The organism is Clostridium cuniculi (assembly GCF_004353185.1).
Classification (GTDB): Bacteria; Bacillota; Clostridia; order Clostridiales; family Clostridiaceae; genus Clostridium; species Clostridium cuniculi.
This window is the reverse complement of record NZ_SMUS01000031.1, coordinates 33,286-50,230: the sequence shown is the minus strand read 5'-3', so window position 1 is coordinate 50,230 and position 16,945 is coordinate 33,286. Positions and strand designations below refer to the sequence as shown.

Here is a 16,945-nt window from a genome sequence, read left to right as displayed (position 1 = left end):
GGAGACCACATCGATATGAACGTTGAGTTAATCACTCAAGTAGCTATGGATGAAGGTTTAAGATTCGCTATCAGAGAAGGTGGAAGAACTGTAGGTTCAGGAGTTGTTACTTCTATAATCGAATAGTTTTAAACTTTTAAATTTAAGTTTTAAATTCTTTTTAAATATAAATTTTAAATTAAAGCGCTTAACAATTGTGATCACAAAAATAGAAAGAGTAAGGGGACGCCTTTACTCTTTCTTTTTTATATCTTTTTTTGGGGGATAATTATAATACAAAATATTTAGAAGAGATAAAATTAGTTCTAAGTATATATTTTAATATGATATTATGAAAAGTTAATTTGCTAGAGATAAATTAGCATATTGGCATTGAGAAGATTAATGTTTTTTAATTACAAAAACTTAAGTTATATAATTTGTTATATACGTATATTTAAAATAAGTAATCAAATGTTTATTGAATTAGAATTAGATTATCGTAATGGATATATATTTGTAGAAATGATTAATTAATTATTTCTATTCTATGTATTATAGAGATATTTAATTTTATTTAATAAAAATATAAATAAAAACTAAAAATAGACACAAAAAGTGTTTATAATAGAATAAATTGGTTAAATATATATAATATAAGGTAAGAGAAACTAAAATTTCATCAAATATACTATTGAAAAAATTTTAAATTCGATATAAAATTATAACAGTTGAACGACAGGATTACTTCTAAAAACTTAAAAAATTTTTATAAAAAATGGTTAAAAAAAGATGAAAAAAAAGTCTTGATAAAGATTTATAAAGATAGTATAATAAAGAAGTTGTGTAGCATAACGCGATGAATCAAGAGGTTGCCGGACTTCCGGGTTATTCTTGAGGAGCAAGTCAGGATCTAGAATCCGACGGCAGGAATAGTAATTTGTGTTCTTAGGTAGGAAACACCAGGAACAGTTTACATAACTATTGCTGTTGTGCGTTAGAAGTAAAGCGTACATGAAAAGGAGGGAAACCAGAATGTCAAAACAAAAAATAAGAATCAGATTAAAGGCTTTTGATCACACTATATTAGATCAATCTGCTGAAAAAATCGTTGAAACAGCTAAATCAACAGGAGCTAAGGTTGCAGGTCCAGTACCACTACCTACTGAAAAAGATGTTGTTACAATATTAAGAGCTGTTCATAAGTACAAAGATTCAAGAGAACAATTCGAAATCAGAACACACAAGAGATTAATCGACATCGTTAATCCATCACCAAAAACTGTTGATGCATTAATGAGATTAAACTTACCTGCTGGTGTAGATATCGAAATAAAGCTATAATAGCTTAACTATTAAATAAACAGTTTGAACGGTTATGATTGCAAAAGCAATCCGCTAATACGTTTAGGAGGTGTAAATACATGAAAAAAGCTATAATCGGTAAGAAAATAGGAATGACTCAAATTTTTGATGAAAATGGAAAGGTAGTTCCTGTAACTGTAGTAGAAGCTGGACCATGTGTTGTTGTTCAAAAGAAGACTATCGAAAAGGATGGTTATGAAGCAATACAAGTTGGTTTCGGTGAAATAAGAGAAAAATTAGTTAATAAGCCAAGAAAAGGACACTTTGCTAAGGCTGGAGTATCTTTAAGAAGAACATTAAAAGAGTTCAGATTAGAAGATTGCAGCGCTTACGAAGTAGGTCAAGAAATCAAAGCTGATATATTCGCAGCTGGAGATAAGATTGACGTTTCAGGAGTTTCTAAAGGTAAGGGATTCCAAGGTGTTATTAAGAGATGGAATGCAAACAGAGGGCCAATGTCACACGGTTCTAAGTTCCACAGAGCAGTAGGTTCAATGGGAGCTTCTTCTGATCCATCAAGAACATTCAAGAACAAGAACATGCCAGGTCACATGGGAGCTGTTAACACTACAGTATTAAACTTAGAAGTTGTTAAAGTAATAGCTGAAAAGAACTTAATATTAGTTAAGGGTGGTATCCCAGGTGCTAACAAGAGCACAGTTGTAATAAGAAACGCTGTTAAAGCTTAATTTCTTTAGAAAGGAGGAGACAGAATGCCTACAGTAGGATTATTTAACAAAGAAGGAAATAAAATTGAAGATATTCAATTAAATGATAAAGTATTCGCTGTTGAAGTGAATGCAGATGCTATGCACCAAGTAGTTGTTGCATTATTAGCTAACAAGAGACAAGGAACTCAATCAGCTAAGACTAGAGCTGAGGTTAGAGGGGGCGGAATCAAGCCTTGGAGACAAAAGGGAACTGGTAGAGCTAGACAAGGATCAATCAGAGCACCACAATGGATCAAAGGTGGAGTTGTATTCGCACCAAAGCCAAGAGATTACAGAATGTCAATACCAAAATCAATGAGAAGAGTTGCTATGTTATCAGCATTAACTAGCAAAGTTCAAAATGATGAAATGGTAGTATTAGATAGCTTAACATTAGAAGCTCCTAAGACTAAGGAAATTGTTAAAATGTTAAATGCTTTCAATGCTAAGAAGACATTAATCGTTACTGCTGAAGCAAACGAAACAGTTTACAAATCAGCTAGAAACATAGAAGGAGTAGCAGTACTTCCAGTTAACAACATCAACGTTTATGATTTATTAAAATACTCAAAAGTAATCATGACTAAGGATGCTGTATCAAAGATTGAGGAGGTGTACGCATAATGAAGTTAACAAGCCACGATATAATCAGAAAACCAGTTATAACTGAAAAGTCAATGGCTGCAATGGCAGAAAAGAAGTACACTTTCATAGTTCATATGAGCGCTAACAAAGTTCAAATAAAGAAAGCGGTTGAAGAAGTTTTCGGCGTTAAAGTTGAAAAAGTTCAAACAATAAGAACTATGGGAAAAACTAAGAGAATGGGCGTACATGTTGGTAAGAGAGCTGACCAAAAGAAAGCTATAATCACATTAGCTCAAGATAGCAAAGGTATTGAATTCTTCGAAGGAATGCAATAATATCAAAGCGAAGTATTGGTAAAGATACCAGATAAGCTTAAAGAAGGAGGGAATTAGCATGGCAGTTAAAAAGTTTAGACCTACTACACCATCAAGAAGACAAATGACAATGGCAAGTTTTGAAGAAATAACTACAAACAGCCCAGAGAAATCACTTCTTGTTTCTTTAAAGAAAACTGGTGGTAGAAATGCTCAAGGTAAAATAACTGTAAGACACCACGGTGGTGGAGCTAAGAGAAAATACAGAATAATAGATTTCAAGAGAAATAAGGATGGTATTCCAGCAAAAGTTGCTACAATAGAATACGATCCAAACAGAACAGCATACATTGCTTTAGTAGTATATGCTGATGGTGAAAAGAGATACATTCTTGCACCAGTAGGATTAAAGGTTGGAGATACAATCGTATCTGGACCAGAAGCTGATATCAAAGTTGGTAATGCAAAAGCATTAAAAGATATGCCAGTTGGTACAGTTGTTCACAACATAGAATTACAAGCTGGTAAAGGTGGCCAAATGGTTAGATCAGCAGGTACTTCTGCTCAATTAATGGCTAAAGAAGGTAACTATGCAACATTAAGATTACCTTCAGGTGAAATGAGATATGTAAGAATCGAATGTAGAGCTACAATCGGTACAGTTTCTAACACTACTAACGATATCATCAACATTGGTAAAGCTGGTAGAAAGAGACACATGGGATGGAGACCTACAGTTAGAGGTTCTGTAATGAACCCTTGCGATCACCCTCACGGTGGTGGTGAAGGTAGATCACCAATCGGTAGACCAAGTCCAGTTACTCCATGGGGTAAACCAGCACTTGGATACAAGACTAGAAAGAATAAGAAGTATTCTGATAGATTCATAATAAAGAGAAGAAATAGTAAGTAATTGAAGAGAAATTAATTCTCTTCAGGCTTACTGGGCCTAGAGATTATGAAGGGAGGCAAATTATAGTGAGTAGATCAATAAAAAAGGGACCTTTCGTACACGAAGGACTTTTAAAGAAGATAGAAGAAATGAATGCTAATGGTGAAAATAAGGTTGTTAAGACTTGGTCAAGATCATCAACAATTTTCCCACAAATGATTGGTCATACAATCGCTGTTCATGATGGTAGAAAACACGTTCCAGTATATGTGAGCGAGGATATGGTAGGACACAAATTAGGAGAATTTGCTCTTACTAGAACATACAGAGGACACGATTACGACGAAAAAGCATCAAGAAAAAGAAAGTAATCTGGGAAAGGAGGAACACCAATGGAAGCTAGAGCTATAGCTAAATATGTTAGAATGTCTCCAATGAAAGTAGGAGTTGTTCTTGATTTAATAAGAGGAAAAAACGTTAACGAGGCTTTCGCTATATTACAATACACTCCAAAAGATGCTGCAGTTGTTATAAACAAAGTTTTAAAATCAGCTGTTGCAAATGCAGAGAACAATCATGACTTAAATGTTGAAAACTTATATGTTGCTGAAACATTCGTAGGTGCTGGTCCAACTTTAAAGAGATTCAGACCAATGGACCACGGAAAAGCGTTCAGAATCAACAAGAGAACAAGTCATATAACAGTAGTAGTTAAAGAAAGAGCTTAGTAAGAAGGAGGGAAAAACAAGTGGGTCAAAAAGTACATCCTCACGGACTTAGAGTTGGAGTTATCAAAGGTTGGGATGCAAAATGGTATGCTGATAAGAGAACATTTGCAGATAACTTAATCGAAGATAACAAAATAAGAGAATTCGTAAAGAAAGAACTTTTCTCAGCTGGTATCGCTAAGATTGAAATCGAAAGATCAGCTAAAAGAGTTAAGTTAAATATATATACTGCTAAACCAGGTGTTGTTATCGGTAAAGGTGGTGCAGGAATCGAAGCTTTAAAAGCTAAGGTTGCTAAATTAGTAAACGGAAAGAACATTTTAATAAACATAGTTGAAGTTAAGAATGCTGAAGCAAACGCTCAATTAGTTGCTGAAAACATTGCTGCTCAATTAGAAAAAAGAGTTTCTTTCAGAAGAGCTATGAAACAAAGCATCCAAAGAGCTATGAAATTAGGAGCTAAGGGTGTTAAAACAGCTTGTTCAGGAAGATTAGGCGGAGCTGAAATCGCTAGAACTGAACAATATCATGAAGGAACAATTCCACTACAAACATTAAGAGCTGATATCGATTATGGATTTGCTGAAGCAGATACAACATACGGTAAGATCGGAGTTAAAGTTTGGGTTTATAATGGAGAAGTTCTTCCAACTAAAAAAGTTGAAAAGAAGGAAGAAGTTAACGCGTAAGAAAGGAGGAATATAATCATGTTAATGCCTAAAAGAGTTAAGCATCGTAAGGTACAACGTGGTAGAATGAAAGGAAAAGCTACTAGAGGTAATTTCCTTGCATACGGAGATTTTGGTATCCAAGCGCAAACTTGTGGATGGATAACAAGTAACCAAATAGAATCTGCCAGAATAGCAATTAACAGATACATTAGAAGAGGAGGAAAACTTTGGATAAAAGTATTCCCAGATAAGCCAGTTACTGAAAAACCAGCTGAAACAAGAATGGGTTCTGGTAAAGGTTCACCAGAATACTGGGTAGCTGTAGTTAAACCTGGTAGAGTATTATTCGAATTATCAGGAGTTAACGAAGAAGTTGCAAGAGAAGCAATGAGACTTGCATCACACAAACTTCCTGTAAAGTGTAAATTCGTTACAAGAAGAGATTTTGAGGAAATGGGTGGTGAAGAATAATGAAGGCTAGAGAATTAAAAGATTTAAGAGCAAATAATCCTCAAGATTTAGTTGCTAAGTTAGGAGAATTAAAAGCTGAATTATTCAACTTAAGATTCCAATTAGCTACAGGACAATTAGAAAATCCTATGAGAATAAGAGAAGTAAAGAAATCTATAGCCCAAATCAAAACCATCATTAGAGAAGAAGAGATCAGGGCATTTGAACAGTAAATCTGGAAGGAGGTAGCCCCTAATGGAAAGAGGATTAAGAAAGAAGAAAATCGGTAGAGTTGTTTCTGATAAAATGGATAAAACTATCGTAGTTGCTGTTGAAACTAAGGTAAGACATCCACTATACGGAAAAACTATGAACAGAACTACTAAATTCAAGGCTCATGATGAAAACAATGAAGCTAACATGAATGATAGAGTATTAATAATGGAAACTAGACCATTATCTAAAGATAAGAGATGGAGACTTGTTGAAATAGTTGAAAGAGCTAAATAAGCTTTTAAAGACTGAAAGGAGGGTAAATTTCAATGATACAACAACAAACCTTATTAAAGGTAGCAGATAACTCAGGTGCAAAAGAAATTATGTGTATCAGAGTTTTAGGCGGATCAAAGAGAAAGTTCGGTAACATTGGAGATGTAATAGTAGCTAGCGTTAAAAGTGCAACACCAGGCGGAGTTGTTAAAAAAGGTGACGTTGTAAAAGCTGTTATTGTTAGATCAGTAAGAGGATTAAGAAGAGCTGACGGTTCATACATCAAATTCGATGAGAACGCTGCTGTTATAATAAAAGAAGATAAGCAACCAAGAGGAACTCGTATCTTCGGACCAGTTGCTAGGGAGCTAAGAGATAAAGAATTTAACAAAATATTATCATTAGCACCAGAAGTTCTATAATAGAGGAGGTGGCTAATTTGAAGTTACACGTTAAAAAGAACGACACAGTAGTAGTTATTTCTGGTAAAGATGCTGGAAAGACTGGTGAAGTTTTAAAAGTATACCCAAAAACAGGAAAAGTTCTTGTTCAAGGAGTTAACATAGTAAAGAAACACCAAAAGCCAACTAGAGCAAACGCTCAAGGTGGAATAATAGAAAAAGAAGGAGCTATATACAGCTCAAAAGTTATGTTATACTGCACAAAATGCAAAAATGCTACAAGAATTAGCAATAAAATCTTAGAAGATGGTACTAAGGTTAGAGTTTGTAAGAAGTGTGGAGAAACATTCTAAAATCTGAAAGGAGGTACTAATTATGACACCAAGACTTCAAGAGAAGTACACAAATGAAGTAATTCAAGCTATGACAGAAAAGTTCGGATACAAAAACATCATGGAAGTTCCAAAGCTTGAAAAAATCGTTATAAATATGGGAGTTGGAGAAGCTAAGGATAACCAAAAGGTTTTAGAATCTGCGGTTGCTGATTTACAACTTATCTCAGGACAAAAGCCAATCTTAACTAGAGCAAAGAAATCAGTTGCTAACTTTAAGATAAGAGAAAACATGGCATTAGGATGTAAAGTTACATTAAGAGGAGCAAAGATGTTTGAATTTGCTGATAAGCTAATGTCAATAGCTCTTCCAAGAGTTAGAGACTTCAGAGGGGTTTCTGATAGAGCATTTGATGGAAGAGGAAATTATTCTTTAGGAATTAAAGAACAATTAATATTCCCAGAAATAGAATACGATAAAATCGATAAGGTTAGAGGAATGGATATCATCTTCGTTACAACTGCAAAAACTGACGAAGAAGCAAGAGAATTATTAAGATTCCTTGGAATGCCATTCGCTCAATAATAAGGAGGGAAAACTGTGGCACGTAAAGCTATTATTGAAAAGTGGAGCAAAGCTCCTAAATATAAAACAAGAGCTTATACAAGATGCAGAATATGTGGAAGACCACATGCAGTATTAAGAAAGTTTGGTATTTGCCGTATATGCTTTAGAGAACTTGCTTACAAAGGTGAAATTCCTGGTTGTAAGAAGGCAAGCTGGTAAACCTAACGACTGAAAGGAGGCAAATTAAATGGTTATGACAGATCCTATCGCAGATTTACTAACTCGTATTAGAAATGCGAATGCTGTAAGACACGAAGTAGTAGAAGTTCCTTCTTCAAACGTAAAGAAGGCTGTTGCAAATATATTATTACAAGAGGGATACATCAAAAATATTGAAGAATACAATGACGGTGTTGTTCCAATGATGAGATTATCTCTTAAATACGGTTCTAACAAAGAAAGAGTTATAACTGGAATTAAGAGAATATCAAAGCCAGGTTTAAGAGTATACTGTAAGAAAGATGAAGTTCCAAGAGTTCTTAATGGATTAGGAATCGCTGTAATTTCAACTTCAAAAGGTATAGTTGTAGACAGAGAAGCTAGAAAATTAGGCTTAGGCGGAGAAGTTGTTTGCTACGTTTGGTAGTAACTAATTTTGAAAATTAACTAGATTAACATATAGATCTAACAAGTAATACAGGAGGTGCGGTTATGTCAAGAGTAGGTAGATTACCAATAGCTATCCCTGCTGGTGTTACAGTAACAGTTTCTGAAGATAACGTTGTTACTGTAAAAGGACCTAAAGGGCAATTAGTTAAGGCTATGGACAAAGACATGAATATAGCAGTTGAAGACAACCAAGTTGTTGTTACAAGACCTAGTGACGTTAAAGAGCACAGAGCTCTTCACGGTTTAACTAGAGCATTAATCAACAACATGATCATAGGAGTTGAAAAGGGATACCAAAAGACTCTAGAATTAATCGGTGTTGGTTACAGAGCTCAATTACAAGGAAAGAAACTTGTAATGAACTTAGGATATTCACACCCAGTTGAAATAGAACCAGCTGAAGGAATTACTTTCGAAACTCCAGCAGCTACAAAGGTAGTTGTATCAGGAATCGATAAGCAATTAGTTGGTGCTGCTGCTGCTGATATCAGAAAGTGGAGAAAACCTGAACCATATAAGGGTAAAGGAATTAAGTTCGAAGGCGAAGTTATCAGACGTAAAGAAGGTAAAACTGGTAAGAAATAATTAGGAAGGAGTGAACCTTATGTTCAAGAAGGCAGACAAAAAGGCAAATAGAGCAAAGCGTCACCTTAGAGTACGTAAGAAAATTTCTGGTACTCCTGAAAGACCAAGACTTTCAGTTTACAGAAGTGAAAAAAATATATATGCTCAAATCATAGATGATATAAATGCTGTTACTTTAGTATCTGCTTCAACATTAGATAAAGATGTTGACGTTAAAGTAGGCGGAAACAAAGAAGCTGCTAAATTAGTTGGTGAACTAGTTGCTAAGAGAGCTTTAGATAAAGGTATTACTGAAGTTGTATTCGATAGAGGTGGATACGTATATCACGGAAGAGTTCAAACATTAGCAGAAAGCGCTAGAGAAGCAGGCTTAAAATTCTAATCAAACAAGGAGGGAAATCAATGAGAATCGATCCTAGCACACTAGACCTTAAGGAAAAGGTTGTTTTTATAAACAGAGTTACTAAGGTTGTTAAGGGTGGTAGAAACTTCAGATTCAGCGCTTTAGTTGTTGTTGGTGATGAGAACGGACACGTAGGCGTAGGAATGGGTAAGTCAATCGAAATCCCAGAAGCAATTAAAAAAGGTATCGAAGACGCTAAGAAAAACATGGTTAGCGTTGCTATAGTTGGAACAACAGTTCCTCATGAAATATATGGTAAGTTTGGAACTGGTAAAGTTTTAATCATGCCAGCTAAAGAAGGTACAGGAGTTATCGCTGGTGGACCAGCAAGAGCTGTACTTGAATTAGCAGGGTTAAAGGACGTTAGAGCTAAGTCTTTAGGTTCAAACAATCCAAGAAACATGGTAAATGCTACAATTAACGGTTTAGCAAGCTTAAGAACAGCTGAAGATATAGCTAAGTTAAGAGGCAAAACTGTAGAAGAAATATTAGGTTAGGAGGTATACGCAATGGCAAAGATAAAGGTTACTTTAGTTAAAAGCTTAATAGGCAGAAAGAAAGACCATATCGCTACTGCAAATGCTCTTGGTCTAAGAAAGATTAATAAAACTGTAGAGCATGAGGATACTCCTCAAATCAGAGGTATGATCAACAAAGTTGACTACTTATTAAAAGTAGAAGAAGTATAATAAAGAGGAGGTGCACTAAGATATGAAACTTCATGAATTAAAGCCAGCAGCTGGTAGCAAGAAAGCTCCTAAGAGAGTTGGTAGAGGTACTGGTTCAGGTTTAGGAAGAAACGCTGGTAAAGGTGAAAAAGGACAAAAAGCTAGATCAGGCGGTGGAGTTAGACCAGGATTTGAAGGTGGTCAAATGCCATTATACAGAAGACTTCCTAAGAGAGGATTCACTAATATCTTCGCTAAGAAAATTGTTTCTATCAACGTTGATAGATTAAACATATTCGAAAACGGCACAGTAGTAACTCCAGAATTATTACTTGAAACAAGAGTAATATCTAAAGTTTTAGACGGAGTTAAGATATTAGGAAACGGAACATTAGAAAAGAGCCTAACTGTTCAAGGATGTAAAATGTCTAAGGCAGCGGCTGAAAAGATAGAAGCAGCTGGAGGAAAAGTTGAGGTGATATAATATGCTATCAACCCTACGTAATGCCTGGAAGGTTCCGGAACTAAGAAAAAGATTTTTATGGACGATATTTTTAGTAGCAATTTTCAGGATAGGAATACATATTCCAGTTCCTGGAATTGATACTAGTTATTTAAGCTCAATGACTAACTCTGATGGGTTGCTTGGGTTTTACAATTTAATATCAGGAGGAGCTTTAAGCAAGTTTAGTATATTTGCATTAAGTGTTTCACCTTATATTAATGCATCAATCATAATGCAATTATTAACAATTGCAATTCCATCTTTAGAACAACTTTCTAAAGAGGGTGAAGAAGGTAGAAAGAAAATTCAATCTATTACAAGATATGCTTCTATAGCAATCGGATTTGTATTAGCAATTGGAATTTATTCAATGATTGCAGCACAAGGTGCAGCAAGTGGATTAGGAACAGGTGAAAAAGCTGTAGTACTAATTTCATTAGTTGTAGGATCTACTTTCTGTATGTGGCTTGGTGACCAAATAACTCAAAAAGGATTTGGAAATGGAGTTTCAATATTAATATTCGTTAATATAGTATCTCAATTACCTACAACTTTAATGTCATTATTTACATTAAAAGAAGCAGGTGAAATTTCTATAATAGAAATAGGATTATTCTTAATTGGTGCATTAGCACTATTAGCAGTTACAATTTACTTCTCATTAGCAGAGAGAAGAGTGCCAATCCAATATGCTGGTAAGGCAGTAGGTGCTAAGGTTATGAAAGGTCAATCCACTCATATACCATTAAGTATAATAGGATCAGCAGTTATTGCGATAATATTTGCAATGTCTGTAATGATGTTCCCTGAAACAATAGCTAATTTCTTCCCAGATAAGGGATGGTCTAAATGGATATTAACAAGTTCATATAGTATTTTTAATAAAAGTACATGGATGTATCCAGTTTGTTATGCAGTATTAACAGTATTCTTTACTTGGTTCTATACTCAAATAACATTTAAACCAGATGAAATGGCTGAAAATCTTCATAAGTCTGCAGGCTTTGTACCAGGTGTAAGACCAGGTGAGGCTACAGAGAAGTATTTTGAAAGAGTACTTACAAAAGTATCTCTAATAGGGGGATTATTTGCAGCGTTACTAGCTGTTACTCCAATATTAATTAGTAATTATACAGCTTTAAGCGGAATTCAATTTGGTGGAACGTCATTATTAATATTAATTGGAGTTGGTTTAGATTTTTCTAGACAATTAGATTCACAATTAGTTATGAGACACTATCAAGGATTCTTAAAATAGATTTTATAATGGAGATGATGCCCGTGAAGATAGTATTATTAGGTCCTCCTGGGGCTGGAAAAGGAACACAGGCAAAATCAATTAGTAATAGATACTCTATACCACATATTTCTACTGGGGATATCTTTAGAAAGAATATTTCAGAAGAAACCCCTTTAGGAATAGAAGCTAAGCAATATATTGATAATGGTCAATTAGTACCAGATGAAGTAACTATTAATATGGTTAAAGATAGACTAACATGGGAAGACTGTGAAAATGGTTATCTATTAGATGGTTTCCCAAGAACTGTTGCTCAAGCAGAAGCTCTACAAGAGTTTTTAGATTCAAGAAATGAAAACTTAGATACAGCTTTATGTATCGAAGTACCTAGCAGTTTCATACTTGAAAGAATGACAGGAAGAAGAGTTTGTTTATCATGTGGAGCTAGTTATCATATCAAGTTTAATCCACCAGTTGTTGATGGAGTTTGCGATGTTTGTGGTGATAACATTATCCAAAGAAAAGATGATGTTGAAGAAACAGTAAAAGAGAGATTAGATGTCTATGAAAGACAAACACAACCACTGATTGATTTTTATAAAGAGAAAAACTTACTTTCCACAGTAGATGGAACAAAAGCTATTAATGAAGTATTCGAAGGTATCTGTGATATATTAGGGAGTGCAAACTAATGATTATTATCAAAAATGATAAAGAAATCGACCTAATGAGGATTGCAGGAAGAATTGTAGCAGAAACTCTACTACTTGTTGAAAAAAAAGTTAAACCAGGAATAACTACTGCTGAATTAGATAGGATAGCAGAAGAATTTATAACTAAGCATGGGGCAATACCTTCATTTAAAGGGCTCTATGGATTTCCTGCTTCACTATGTATATCTGTTAATGAGCAAGTAGTTCATGGAATACCAGGAGGGTATGTATTAAAAGAGGGAGATATTATTAGTGTAGACTGTGGAGCACATATTAATGGGTTTCATGGTGATGCAGCAAGAACATTTGCTGTAGGTGATATTTCAGAACAAGCAAATAAACTTATAAAAGTTACTGAAGAATCTTTCTTTAAAGGTTTGGAGTTTGCTAAAGTTGGAAATAGACTAACTGATATTTCGCATGAAATACAACGCTATGTTGAGGCTTCAGGTTTCTCAGTTGTAAGAGATTTCGTAGGTCACGGAATAGGAAGAAGTGTCCATGAGGATCCAGAAGTTCCTAACTTCGGAAGACCAGGCCGAGGTCCAAAATTAGTTGCTGGTATGACTTTAGCTATAGAACCTATGGTTAATATGGGAACATATAGAGTAGCTACTTTAGGTGATGATTGGACAGTAGTCTCAGCAGATAAGAGCCTTTCGGCTCACTACGAAAACACTGTTGTAATTTTACCAGATGGACCGGAGATATTAACACTGATTAAATAAGTGTTGCTTAGTTATAAATTCGCATGATACCAAAAGGTGGCTTGTAGATTTATGGCTAAGGTAATCATCGAGGTGAAAGAAATTTGCAAAACAATGACTTAATTGGGAAAATTGTTCTTTCAAAATGCGGAAGAGATAAAGATCATTATTACGTTATTGTTGATAAAGTAGATGATGATTATTACCTTCTAAGTAATGGAAGTAATAAGACAATTCAGATGCCTAAGAAGAAAAATATAAAACATTTTATTGTTTTAGAAAATGTAGATGATGAGATTAAAGCATCAATTATATTAAAGGATAAAGGTACTGATTTAAAAATTAAGAGATTTCTAAAACTAAAAGGCATTGTTAAGGAGGGTTGATTACCTTATGTCAAAAGATGATGTAATAGAAATGCAAGGTGTAGTCTTAGAGGCTTTACCAAATGCAATGTTTCAAGTTGAGTTAGAAAGTGGTCATAAAATTTTAGCTCACATATCAGGAAAATTAAGAATGAACTTCATAAGAATTCTACCTGGAGATAAGGTTACTATAGAGCTTTCTCCATACGACCTAACAAGAGGAAGAATTACTTGGAGAGCAAAATAAGGTAAAAAAGTTTACCATAAATTACACAAGGAGGGTTAGCGATGAAAGTAAGACCATCAGTTAAGCCTATTTGCGAAAAGTGCAAGATTATAAGAAGAAAAGGAAGAGTAATGGTAATCTGTGAAAATCCTAAGCACAAGCAAAAACAAGGCTAATATAATTTAATATTAGGCAGAATAATTTACAAATATTAATATGTTGACTTTTTTTTGAAAGTTCAATATTATTATATAGGCGTTTAAATCAGCTTATTAATTTTAGGTACGGCTGACGATAGGTTTTTAACCTATTGACCTAAGATTTTAATATAAATTTACCAAAAGCAAAAATAAAAAATTGCATTTCAATAAACAGGAGGTGTAAGTTCAATGGCAAGAATAGCAGGAGTTGACCTACCAAAGGAAAAAAGAGTTGAAATAGGTCTAACATATATATACGGAGTTGGTTTATCTACTTCTCAAAAGATATTAGCTACTACTGGAATTAATCCAGATACTAGAATTAAGGATCTTACTGAGGATGAAGTAAATGAAATCAGAAACTATGTAAACAAGAACTTAATGGTTGAAGGTGACTTAAGAAGAGATGTTGCTTTAAACATTAAGAGATTAGTTGAAATAGGTTGTTACAGAGGAATCAGACATAGAAAAGGTCTTCCAGTTAGAGGACAAAAAACTAAGACTAACGCTAGAACTAGAAAAGGTCCTAAGAAGACTATCGCAAATAAGAAGAAGTAGTGAGGAGGGATTTCGATGGCTCAAAAAGTCAAAAAGACTACTAGAAGAAGAAAAGAAAGAAAGAATGTTGAGCATGGTGCTGCACACATCCAATCAACTTTCAATAACTCAATAGTTACTTTAACTGATGCGGCTGGAAATGCTTTATCATGGTCAAGTGCTGGAGCTTTAGGTTTCAGAGGTTCAAGAAAGAGCACACCATTTGCATCTCAAATGGCAGCAGAAACTGCAGCTAAAGCAGCTATGGAACACGGTTTAAAGAGTATAGAAGTATACGTTAAAGGACCAGGTGCTGGTAGAGAAGCAGCTATAAGATCATTACAAGCTGCAGGTTTAGAAGTAACTCTAATTAAAGACGTTACTCCAATTCCACACAACGGATGTAGACCACCGAAGAGAAGAAGAGTCTAATTATATTTAAATTCAACAGGAGGTGTAACGAATGGCAAGATATACTGGAGCTACATGTAGATTATGTAGAAGAGAAGGTCAAAAGCTATTCCTTAAGGGAGATAGATGTTATACAGATAAATGTGCTTTCGTAAGAAGAAGCTATGCACCAGGACAACACGGAGCAGCTAAGAAAAAGTTATCTAACTACGGAGTACAATTAAGAGAAAAGCAAAAAGCTAGAAGAATATACGGTGTTTTAGAAGGTCAATTCAGAACTTACTATGAAAAGGCTGACCACATGAAGGGAATCACTGGTGAAAACTTATTAATGTTACTAGAAATGAGATTAGATAACGTTGCGTACAGATTAGGATACGGTGCTTCAAGAAACGAAGCTAGACAATTAGTTACTCATGGTCATTTCTTAGTAAATGGTAAGAAAGTTGATATTCCATCATACAGAGTATCAGTTAACGATGTAATATCTGTTTGTGAAAAGAGCAGAGGAACTGAAAAGTTCAAGACTTTCGTAGAAAATCCAAAAACATTACCAAAATGGTTAGAAGCTAATGTTGAAAACTATGAAGGTAAAGTAGTTGCTGCGCCAGCTAGAGAAGACATTGACGTACCAGTTAACGAAACTCTAATTGTCGAATTATACAGCAAATAATAAATTAATATTTTTAATATTAAGATATTATACTAGATTATTAAATGGAATCAGTTGCCCTCGTAATAAGGTTGCCATTTTATATACAAGGAGGGTTTGTACATGTTAGAAATAGAAAAGCCAATAATTGAGTGTATAGAATCAAATGAAGATGGTACATATGGTAAATATGTAGTTGAACCATTAGAAAGAGGATATGGTATTACACTTGGAAATGCAATGAGAAGAATTCTTTTATCATCACTTCCAGGTGTAGCTACTACATCAATTAAAATTGATGGAGTGCTTCATGAATTCTCAACTGTACAAGGAGTTAAAGAAGATGTTACTGAATTAATTCTTAATATCAAATCTTTAGCACTTACAATGGAAGGCGAAGGTCCACAAACTATTTATATAGATGCAAAAGGACCTGGAGTTGTTACAGGTGCAGACATTAAGACTGATGGAAATGTTGAAGTTATAAACAAAGATTTACACATAGCAACTCTTGATGAGAATGGAAGACTGTATATGGAATTAACAGTTAATAGAGGAAGAGGATATGTTACTCAAAATAAAAATAAGAGTGATTCATTACCACTTTCAGCAATAGCTATTGATTCTATCTACACTCCAGTTAAGAGAGTTAACTTTACTGTTGACAATACTAGAGTTGGTCAAATCACTGATTATGACAAATTAACACTTGAGATTTGGACTAATGGAACTATTAAAATAGATGAAGCTATAAGCTTATCAGCTAAGATTTTAATAGAGCACTTCAAATTATTCATGTCATTAGGCGTTGCAACTAATGATGTTGAAATTATGATTGAAAAAGAAGAAGATAAAAAGGAAAAAGTCCTAGAAATGACTGTTGAAGAACTAGACCTTTCAGTTAGATCTTATAACTGCTTAAAGAGAGCTGGAATCAATACAGTTCAAGAGCTTGCTGGTAAATCAATGGATGATATGATGAAGGTAAGAAATCTAGGAAAGAAATCCTTAGAAGAAGTTGAAAGAAAGCTTAAGGAATTAGGTTTAGCCTTAAAACTAAGCGACGAGTAGGGAGGTAAATCCATGGCAGGTTATCGTAAGTTAGGTCTTTCTACAGACCAAAGAAGAGCTATGTTAAGAAGTCTTGTTACTAGCTTCTTAAAGCATGGTAGAATTGAAACTACTGAAACTAGAGCTAAAGAAGCTAGATCTATAGCTGAAAAGATGATTACTCTTGCAAAAAGAGGAGATCTTCACGCTAGAAGACAAGTTTTAGCTTACGTTTTAGAAGAAGATGTAGTTAAGACATTATTTGATGAAATCGCTCCAAAGTACGCTGAAAGAAACGGCGGATACACTAGAATGATCAAAAAAGGTCCTAGAAGAGGAGACGGAGCTGAAGTTGTTATACTTGAATTAGTATAATTTCACTCTGGGGATTAAGTTTAACTTAATCCCCATTTTTGTATATAAAAACAAAAAACAGTGATTAAATATTTTTTTCTTGCAAAATATAAGAAGATAACAACTTAAGTGAAATACTTGTAATTAATTGATGCTTATATATAATTAAGTTATGG

At 34.2% G+C, this 16,945-nt stretch carries 33 protein-coding genes; all 33 read left to right on the top strand.

Annotated elements, in window-relative coordinates:
- Positions 1-126, top strand: a 126-nt coding sequence (locus EJJ37_RS14580) for an EF-Tu C-terminal domain-related protein (protein ID WP_446005004.1), incomplete at its 5' end; no start/stop codon positions are given.
- Between the two features lie 888 nt (positions 127-1,014).
- The gene (gene rpsJ, locus EJJ37_RS14575; protein ID WP_021876938.1) at positions 1,015-1,323 is read left to right on the top strand and encodes a 30S ribosomal protein S10; all 309 of its coding nucleotides are present in this window, start codon (positions 1,015-1,017) and stop codon (positions 1,321-1,323) included.
- Positions 1,324-1,403: 80 nt separating this feature from the next.
- A complete protein-coding gene (gene rplC / locus EJJ37_RS14570; RefSeq protein ID WP_133016291.1) occupies positions 1,404-2,033 on the top strand; it encodes a 50S ribosomal protein L3 in 630 nt (209 codons plus the stop codon).
- Between the two features lie 24 nt (positions 2,034-2,057).
- Positions 2,058-2,678, top strand: coding sequence for a 50S ribosomal protein L4 (gene rplD, locus EJJ37_RS14565; RefSeq protein WP_133016290.1), 621 nt, complete (start codon positions 2,058-2,060; stop codon positions 2,676-2,678).
- Complete coding sequence (gene rplW / locus EJJ37_RS14560) at positions 2,678-2,974, top strand: 50S ribosomal protein L23 (RefSeq protein WP_133016289.1); 297 nt, start codon at positions 2,678-2,680, stop codon at positions 2,972-2,974. Before rplD ends, rplW begins: the two co-directional genes overlap by 1 nt.
- Positions 2,975-3,032: 58 nt before the next feature.
- Positions 3,033-3,866: a 50S ribosomal protein L2 gene (rplB, locus tag EJJ37_RS14555; RefSeq protein WP_133016288.1), complete on the top strand. Its 834-nt coding sequence runs from the start codon at positions 3,033-3,035 to the stop codon at positions 3,864-3,866.
- A 65-nt stretch (positions 3,867-3,931) separates the two neighbouring features.
- Positions 3,932-4,216, top strand: a complete 285-nt coding sequence (gene rpsS / locus EJJ37_RS14550) for a 30S ribosomal protein S19 (RefSeq protein ID WP_005212052.1) — start codon at positions 3,932-3,934, stop codon at positions 4,214-4,216.
- Between the two features lie 21 nt (positions 4,217-4,237).
- Positions 4,238-4,573 (top strand): 50S ribosomal protein L22, encoded by a 336-nt coding sequence (gene rplV / locus EJJ37_RS14545; RefSeq protein WP_005212053.1) that lies wholly within the window; start codon positions 4,238-4,240, stop codon positions 4,571-4,573.
- Positions 4,574-4,593: 20 nt separating this feature from the next.
- Entirely contained in the window at positions 4,594-5,262 is a 669-nt protein-coding gene (gene rpsC / locus EJJ37_RS14540) for a 30S ribosomal protein S3 (RefSeq protein ID WP_042401527.1), read from the top strand.
- Positions 5,263-5,280: 18 nt separating this feature from the next.
- A complete protein-coding gene (gene rplP, locus EJJ37_RS14535) occupies positions 5,281-5,715 on the top strand; it encodes a 50S ribosomal protein L16 (RefSeq protein ID WP_040419026.1) in 435 nt (144 codons plus the stop codon).
- Positions 5,715-5,927, top strand: coding sequence for a 50S ribosomal protein L29 (rpmC, locus tag EJJ37_RS14530; protein ID WP_005212060.1), 213 nt, complete (start codon positions 5,715-5,717; stop codon positions 5,925-5,927). Before rplP ends, rpmC begins: the two co-directional genes overlap by 1 nt.
- A 22-nt stretch (positions 5,928-5,949) precedes the next feature.
- Positions 5,950-6,204 carry a 30S ribosomal protein S17 gene (gene rpsQ, locus EJJ37_RS14525; RefSeq protein WP_005212062.1) on the top strand — a complete coding sequence of 85 codons (255 nt, stop codon included), beginning with the start codon at positions 5,950-5,952 and terminating at the stop codon, positions 6,202-6,204.
- A gap of 32 nt (positions 6,205-6,236) precedes the next feature.
- Complete coding sequence (gene rplN, locus EJJ37_RS14520) at positions 6,237-6,605, top strand: 50S ribosomal protein L14 (RefSeq protein WP_133016287.1); 369 nt, start codon at positions 6,237-6,239, stop codon at positions 6,603-6,605.
- Positions 6,606-6,622: 17 nt separating this feature from the next.
- On the top strand, positions 6,623-6,937 hold the full coding sequence (rplX, locus tag EJJ37_RS14515; RefSeq protein ID WP_133016286.1) for a 50S ribosomal protein L24: 315 nt from the start codon (positions 6,623-6,625) through the stop codon (positions 6,935-6,937).
- 22 nt (positions 6,938-6,959) lie between these two features.
- Positions 6,960-7,502, top strand: a complete 543-nt coding sequence (gene rplE / locus EJJ37_RS14510) for a 50S ribosomal protein L5 (RefSeq protein ID WP_133016285.1) — start codon at positions 6,960-6,962, stop codon at positions 7,500-7,502.
- A gap of 15 nt (positions 7,503-7,517) precedes the next feature.
- A complete protein-coding gene (locus tag EJJ37_RS14505) occupies positions 7,518-7,703 on the top strand; it encodes a type Z 30S ribosomal protein S14 (RefSeq protein ID WP_005212070.1) in 186 nt (61 codons plus the stop codon).
- Positions 7,704-7,731: 28 nt separating this feature from the next.
- On the top strand, positions 7,732-8,130 hold the full coding sequence (gene rpsH / locus EJJ37_RS14500) for a 30S ribosomal protein S8 (protein WP_005212071.1): 399 nt from the start codon (positions 7,732-7,734) through the stop codon (positions 8,128-8,130).
- Positions 8,131-8,195: 65 nt separating this feature from the next.
- Positions 8,196-8,738 (top strand): 50S ribosomal protein L6, encoded by a 543-nt coding sequence (rplF, locus tag EJJ37_RS14495; RefSeq protein WP_133016284.1) that lies wholly within the window; start codon positions 8,196-8,198, stop codon positions 8,736-8,738.
- A 19-nt stretch (positions 8,739-8,757) separates the two neighbouring features.
- Complete coding sequence (gene rplR, locus EJJ37_RS14490; protein WP_133016283.1) at positions 8,758-9,120, top strand: 50S ribosomal protein L18; 363 nt, start codon at positions 8,758-8,760, stop codon at positions 9,118-9,120.
- Positions 9,121-9,140: 20 nt separating this feature from the next.
- Positions 9,141-9,638, top strand: a complete 498-nt coding sequence (rpsE, locus tag EJJ37_RS14485) for a 30S ribosomal protein S5 (RefSeq protein ID WP_032117040.1) — start codon at positions 9,141-9,143, stop codon at positions 9,636-9,638.
- A 12-nt stretch (positions 9,639-9,650) separates the two neighbouring features.
- A complete protein-coding gene (rpmD, locus tag EJJ37_RS14480) occupies positions 9,651-9,830 on the top strand; it encodes a 50S ribosomal protein L30 (protein WP_005212077.1) in 180 nt (59 codons plus the stop codon).
- Positions 9,831-9,852: 22 nt separating this feature from the next.
- Complete coding sequence (gene rplO / locus EJJ37_RS14475) at positions 9,853-10,293, top strand: 50S ribosomal protein L15 (protein WP_133016282.1); 441 nt, start codon at positions 9,853-9,855, stop codon at positions 10,291-10,293.
- 1 nt (position 10,294) lies between these two features.
- Complete coding sequence (secY, locus tag EJJ37_RS14470) at positions 10,295-11,572, top strand: preprotein translocase subunit SecY (RefSeq protein ID WP_133016281.1); 1,278 nt, start codon at positions 10,295-10,297, stop codon at positions 11,570-11,572.
- A 23-nt stretch (positions 11,573-11,595) separates the two neighbouring features.
- Complete coding sequence (locus EJJ37_RS14465; protein ID WP_133016280.1) at positions 11,596-12,246, top strand: adenylate kinase; 651 nt, start codon at positions 11,596-11,598, stop codon at positions 12,244-12,246.
- Positions 12,246-12,995: a type I methionyl aminopeptidase gene (gene map / locus EJJ37_RS14460; RefSeq protein WP_133016279.1), complete on the top strand. Its 750-nt coding sequence runs from the start codon at positions 12,246-12,248 to the stop codon at positions 12,993-12,995. The genes EJJ37_RS14465 and map overlap by 1 nt, the downstream gene beginning before the upstream one ends.
- A gap of 83 nt (positions 12,996-13,078) precedes the next feature.
- Positions 13,079-13,360, top strand: a complete 282-nt coding sequence (locus EJJ37_RS14455) for a KOW domain-containing RNA-binding protein (RefSeq protein ID WP_133016278.1) — start codon at positions 13,079-13,081, stop codon at positions 13,358-13,360.
- Between the two features lie 7 nt (positions 13,361-13,367).
- Positions 13,368-13,586 (top strand): translation initiation factor IF-1, encoded by a 219-nt coding sequence (infA, locus tag EJJ37_RS14450; RefSeq protein WP_005212092.1) that lies wholly within the window; start codon positions 13,368-13,370, stop codon positions 13,584-13,586.
- 41 nt (positions 13,587-13,627) lie between these two features.
- Entirely contained in the window at positions 13,628-13,741 is a 114-nt protein-coding gene (gene rpmJ, locus EJJ37_RS14445) for a 50S ribosomal protein L36 (RefSeq protein ID WP_003448032.1), read from the top strand.
- Positions 13,742-13,954: 213 nt separating this feature from the next.
- The gene (gene rpsM / locus EJJ37_RS14440) at positions 13,955-14,323 is read left to right on the top strand and encodes a 30S ribosomal protein S13 (RefSeq protein WP_042401482.1); all 369 of its coding nucleotides are present in this window, start codon (positions 13,955-13,957) and stop codon (positions 14,321-14,323) included.
- Between the two features lie 15 nt (positions 14,324-14,338).
- Positions 14,339-14,734, top strand: coding sequence for a 30S ribosomal protein S11 (rpsK, locus tag EJJ37_RS14435; protein ID WP_005212098.1), 396 nt, complete (start codon positions 14,339-14,341; stop codon positions 14,732-14,734).
- 31 nt (positions 14,735-14,765) lie between these two features.
- On the top strand, positions 14,766-15,386 hold the full coding sequence (gene rpsD, locus EJJ37_RS14430; RefSeq protein WP_133016277.1) for a 30S ribosomal protein S4: 621 nt from the start codon (positions 14,766-14,768) through the stop codon (positions 15,384-15,386).
- A gap of 102 nt (positions 15,387-15,488) precedes the next feature.
- A complete protein-coding gene (locus tag EJJ37_RS14425) occupies positions 15,489-16,436 on the top strand; it encodes a DNA-directed RNA polymerase subunit alpha (RefSeq protein ID WP_133016276.1) in 948 nt (315 codons plus the stop codon).
- Positions 16,437-16,448: 12 nt separating this feature from the next.
- Positions 16,449-16,790 (top strand): 50S ribosomal protein L17, encoded by a 342-nt coding sequence (gene rplQ / locus EJJ37_RS14420; protein WP_042401475.1) that lies wholly within the window; start codon positions 16,449-16,451, stop codon positions 16,788-16,790.
- The last annotated feature ends 155 nt before the right edge of the window (positions 16,791-16,945 follow it).

Excerpts from the sequence above, each read along its gene's own strand:
- rpsJ (WP_021876938.1), top strand. The coding sequence starts at position 1,015 with ATGTCAAAACAAAAAATAAGAATCAGATTAAAGGCTTTTGATCACACT.
- rplC (WP_133016291.1), top strand. The coding sequence starts at position 1,404 with ATGAAAAAAGCTATAATCGGTAAGAAAATAGGAATGACTCAAATTTTT.
- rplD (WP_133016290.1), top strand. The coding sequence starts at position 2,058 with ATGCCTACAGTAGGATTATTTAACAAAGAAGGAAATAAAATTGAAGAT.
- rplW (WP_133016289.1), top strand. The coding sequence starts at position 2,678 with ATGAAGTTAACAAGCCACGATATAATCAGAAAACCAGTTATAACTGAA.
- rplB (WP_133016288.1), top strand. The coding sequence starts at position 3,033 with ATGGCAGTTAAAAAGTTTAGACCTACTACACCATCAAGAAGACAAATG.
- rplV (WP_005212053.1), top strand. The coding sequence starts at position 4,238 with ATGGAAGCTAGAGCTATAGCTAAATATGTTAGAATGTCTCCAATGAAA.
- rplP (WP_040419026.1), top strand. The coding sequence starts at position 5,281 with ATGTTAATGCCTAAAAGAGTTAAGCATCGTAAGGTACAACGTGGTAGA.
- rpmC (WP_005212060.1), top strand. The coding sequence starts at position 5,715 with ATGAAGGCTAGAGAATTAAAAGATTTAAGAGCAAATAATCCTCAAGAT.
- rpsQ (WP_005212062.1), top strand. The coding sequence starts at position 5,950 with ATGGAAAGAGGATTAAGAAAGAAGAAAATCGGTAGAGTTGTTTCTGAT.
- rplN (WP_133016287.1), top strand. The coding sequence starts at position 6,237 with ATGATACAACAACAAACCTTATTAAAGGTAGCAGATAACTCAGGTGCA.
- rplE (WP_133016285.1), top strand. The coding sequence starts at position 6,960 with ATGACACCAAGACTTCAAGAGAAGTACACAAATGAAGTAATTCAAGCT.
- rpsH (WP_005212071.1), top strand. The coding sequence starts at position 7,732 with ATGGTTATGACAGATCCTATCGCAGATTTACTAACTCGTATTAGAAAT.
- rplF (WP_133016284.1), top strand. The coding sequence starts at position 8,196 with ATGTCAAGAGTAGGTAGATTACCAATAGCTATCCCTGCTGGTGTTACA.
- rplR (WP_133016283.1), top strand. The coding sequence starts at position 8,758 with ATGTTCAAGAAGGCAGACAAAAAGGCAAATAGAGCAAAGCGTCACCTT.
- rpsE (WP_032117040.1), top strand. The coding sequence starts at position 9,141 with ATGAGAATCGATCCTAGCACACTAGACCTTAAGGAAAAGGTTGTTTTT.
- rpmD (WP_005212077.1), top strand. The coding sequence starts at position 9,651 with ATGGCAAAGATAAAGGTTACTTTAGTTAAAAGCTTAATAGGCAGAAAG.
- rplO (WP_133016282.1), top strand. The coding sequence starts at position 9,853 with ATGAAACTTCATGAATTAAAGCCAGCAGCTGGTAGCAAGAAAGCTCCT.
- secY (WP_133016281.1), top strand. The coding sequence starts at position 10,295 with ATGCTATCAACCCTACGTAATGCCTGGAAGGTTCCGGAACTAAGAAAA.
- map (WP_133016279.1), top strand. The coding sequence starts at position 12,246 with ATGATTATTATCAAAAATGATAAAGAAATCGACCTAATGAGGATTGCA.
- infA (WP_005212092.1), top strand. The coding sequence starts at position 13,368 with ATGTCAAAAGATGATGTAATAGAAATGCAAGGTGTAGTCTTAGAGGCT.
- rpmJ (WP_003448032.1), top strand. The coding sequence starts at position 13,628 with ATGAAAGTAAGACCATCAGTTAAGCCTATTTGCGAAAAGTGCAAGATT.
- rpsM (WP_042401482.1), top strand. The coding sequence starts at position 13,955 with ATGGCAAGAATAGCAGGAGTTGACCTACCAAAGGAAAAAAGAGTTGAA.
- rpsK (WP_005212098.1), top strand. The coding sequence starts at position 14,339 with ATGGCTCAAAAAGTCAAAAAGACTACTAGAAGAAGAAAAGAAAGAAAG.
- rpsD (WP_133016277.1), top strand. The coding sequence starts at position 14,766 with ATGGCAAGATATACTGGAGCTACATGTAGATTATGTAGAAGAGAAGGT.
- EJJ37_RS14425 (WP_133016276.1), top strand. The coding sequence starts at position 15,489 with ATGTTAGAAATAGAAAAGCCAATAATTGAGTGTATAGAATCAAATGAA.
- rplQ (WP_042401475.1), top strand. The coding sequence starts at position 16,449 with ATGGCAGGTTATCGTAAGTTAGGTCTTTCTACAGACCAAAGAAGAGCT.